1 protein-coding gene is annotated in these 3,173 nt (G+C 62.5%); it reads right to left on the bottom strand.

What is annotated here, in order from left to right:
* The coding region (locus tag HF690_RS14940) for an SDR family NAD(P)-dependent oxidoreductase (RefSeq protein WP_168610011.1) at positions 1-3,173 on the bottom strand (3,173 nt) is incomplete at both ends.

Below are 3,173 nucleotides of genomic sequence, written 5' to 3'. Positions count from 1 at the left end.
AACCGACCCTGTCGGTGAACTGACGGTAGGCCTTGGTCAGCGCCGCCACCTCGATGGGATCGCCCAGCTCCGTCGCCGTACCGTGCGTCTCGATGAAACGGATGCTGTCGGCCGGTACATCAGCGGCGGCCAGCGCTTCGGTGACCACCGCAGCCTGACCCTCGACGCTCGGGGCGGTGTAGCCGACCTTGAATGAACCGTCGTTGTTGAGGGCCGAGCCCTTCACCACAGCGTAAATCTGATCGCCGTCGGCCAGCGCCTCCTCAAGACGCTTGAACACCACCACACCAACGCCGTCACCGATGACGGATCCCTTCGCGTCGGCATCGAAGGTTCGGGTATGGCCATCGGGCGATTCGATGCCTCCCTCTGCATACAGATATCCGGCCTTGCCCGAGATGGCGATGTTGACGCCACCGGCCATGGCGATGTCGCATTCGCCGTACTGCAGGCTCTTGCAAGCGGAATGCATGGCCACACCTGACGTCGAGCAGAAGGTCTGCACCGATATCGCCGGACCGCGCAGGTTGAGCTTGTAGGCCACCCGGGTCGCCAGTGAGTCGTTGTTATTGCCGATACCCGCCTGAAGTATGGCCATGCCGGAATCCAAAAGGTCCGGACGGGAAAGCAGGTTCTGCATGTACGCGCTGCCGCTCGATCCGGCGAAGATACCGATCAAGCCGTTGTAGCTTTCGGGGTCGCAGGCCGCATCCTCCAGCGCTTCCCAGGCGCATTCGAGGAACTGGCGATGCTGCGGATCAATGAACTCCGCTTCGCGTGGTGCATAGCCGAACAGCATTGCATCGAACTGGTCGAAGTCCTGGACGTCATAACCGGCCCGCACATAATTCGGGTCCTGCAGCTTGGACGGACTGACGCCGGCTTCCCGCAATTCGGCATCGCTGTAAAAGCTCACCGCTTCTTCGCCAGCAGCGACATTCCTCCATAGTTCGTGCGGGGTTTGCGCGCCCGGGAAACGGCCGGACATGCCGATCAGAGCAATATCGTGAGACCCATGTCCCGCCTTGATCCGCTCGCGTCGCTCGGTAAGCAGTTGTGTAGCCGCTTCACCGACCTGATCCTCAAGTTCAGGTGACAGATAGCGAACCAGTGCATCGATCGTCGGTGCCTCGTACAACACGACCTGACGAAGTTCGACATCCAGTTCTTTCCGCAGCTCGGCGACCACCTGCAAGCCGACGAGCGAGTTGCCGCCAAGATCGAAGAAATTGTCCTTGGTTCCTATTTCCGAAATTCCCAGGACTCGCTGCCATATTTCGGCGACCTTACGCTCCAGTTCATTGCTTGCGGCTACGAACTGGGTCGCAAGACTCGGTCGGGGATAGGCCGCTTGTCGGCGCCCGCGTGTCTGCTGCACCGCACTCGATATGGTGGTGACGAAGCAACTGTTGCTGCTCTCGATCATCGCCACCGCATCCTCGGGCAGCAGGATCATCTGCGGTACATCCAGCGCAAGAATGCGACGGACGGCTTCCATGCCTTCTTCGAAGGTGATGCCGAACTGTCTGCGGTGCTGTTTCAGCGCTTCCTGCATTTCCGGCTGATAGCCCTTCAGTCCATCGCTCCACGCATCCCACTGCCACTCGCCGAAATTGATCGACACCGTCAAACCATGCCTGTGGCGATGGCGCTGCGCGAACGCGTCCAGGAATGCGTTTGCGGCACAGTAGTCGATCTGACCCGGGCCGCCGCCGGTGATCGCCGCGATCGACGACACCAGGAGCAGGAAGTCCAGTTCGACACCTGCCCGGGTCAAAGCGCGGTCGAGCGCCAGCGTGCCCTGAATCTTCGGTGCCATGACCTGCGCCACGGTCTCCGTGGTCTTGAGCTGGGTCAGCCCCTGGCCGGGGAGGCCTGCGGCATGGATCACGCCGTCGATCGCACCGAACTGTTGCACGGCCTCACGCACGGCCGCTTCCATCTGTTCCGCATCGGCCACATCCGCCGTGATCAGCAGCACTTCGGCGCCGGCCTCGGTGAGGTCATGGACCTTGCGTACCCGCTCGGTGATCCGGTCTTCCGCATTCGCGGCCAGGATCTCGTCCCACTCCTCGCGCGGCGGCAATCCTGAACGGCCCAGCAGCACCAGTTTGGCCGACTGCGTTCGGTACAGGTACTCGGCGAAAGCCAGACCGATACCGCCGAGGCCGCCGGTGATGAGGTAGACCCCACCCTCCTTCAGGCGCGGCACGGCATCCTGCGGTGCGTCGATCCGCACCGGTTCGGCAAACGGAACCCAGCGCTCACCCTCACGAAACGCAGCGAACTGGTCCTCGCCACCGGACAGGATTTCCGCGGCCAGTCGCGATCCCAGGTGCTCCGCCCCCAGGTCCTCTTCTTCGGACGAGAACAGGTCGATGCTGCGGCAGGCGATCGTCGTGAATTCCTGACGGATCACCTTGCACGGTCCGCGCAGCGTGGCCTTGGCCGGATGGATCGTCTCCGTACCCAGTACCGGCTCCAGATCGCTGGCAACGATGCACAGCTCGATCGGCGTGTCGCTCAGGCGCTCGCCAACAGCCTGTGCCAGATAGAACAAGCTGTAGAAACCACGATCCAGCTGTTCCTGCAGCAGTCCATTCAGATCATCCTTGCAACGTTCCGTCGCCCACAGATGCACGATGCGATGCGGTGTGAGCTTGCGCTGCTTGAGTTCCTTCAATACCGCAGCGTAATCGTCTTGCTCCGAAACGCGGACGGTCAGGGAGCCGTCCTCGGCAACCGAGAACGCCTTACCTTGGCGGACCAGCACCGATTTGATGCCCAGCGGTTTCACCGCCGCGGCGAGCGCGTTGCCGATACCGTTTGCGTCGGCAAAGATCAGCCAGCAGGAGCCATCCTCTGGCGTGGCAGCTTCCAGTGCGCCGTCCACCGTACCGGCGCGTTTCCACGACGGCGCGTAGAACGAGTCGGCCAACGGCGACTTCTCGACCTGCGTCATCAGGCGGCTCGCCAGAGACACCTCTTCCACTTCGGCGTCGATCCAGTAGCGTTGCCGGTCGAAGACGTAGGTCGGCAGCGAGACCTTCAACCGGCGTTCCTCACGGTAGAACGCCGCCCAGTCCGGCTCGATGCCCGAGCGCCACAGTTGGCCCACCGCGCCCAGCAGGAACGCGTCGTCGCGCTGTGTCTGGAACGGCGAACGGATCGTC

Origin of the sequence: Oleiagrimonas citrea (assembly GCF_012395255.1) — a bacterium.
Classification (GTDB): Bacteria; Pseudomonadota; Gammaproteobacteria; order Xanthomonadales; family Rhodanobacteraceae; genus Oleiagrimonas; species Oleiagrimonas citrea.
This window is presented reverse-complemented; position numbering and strand designations above follow the sequence as displayed.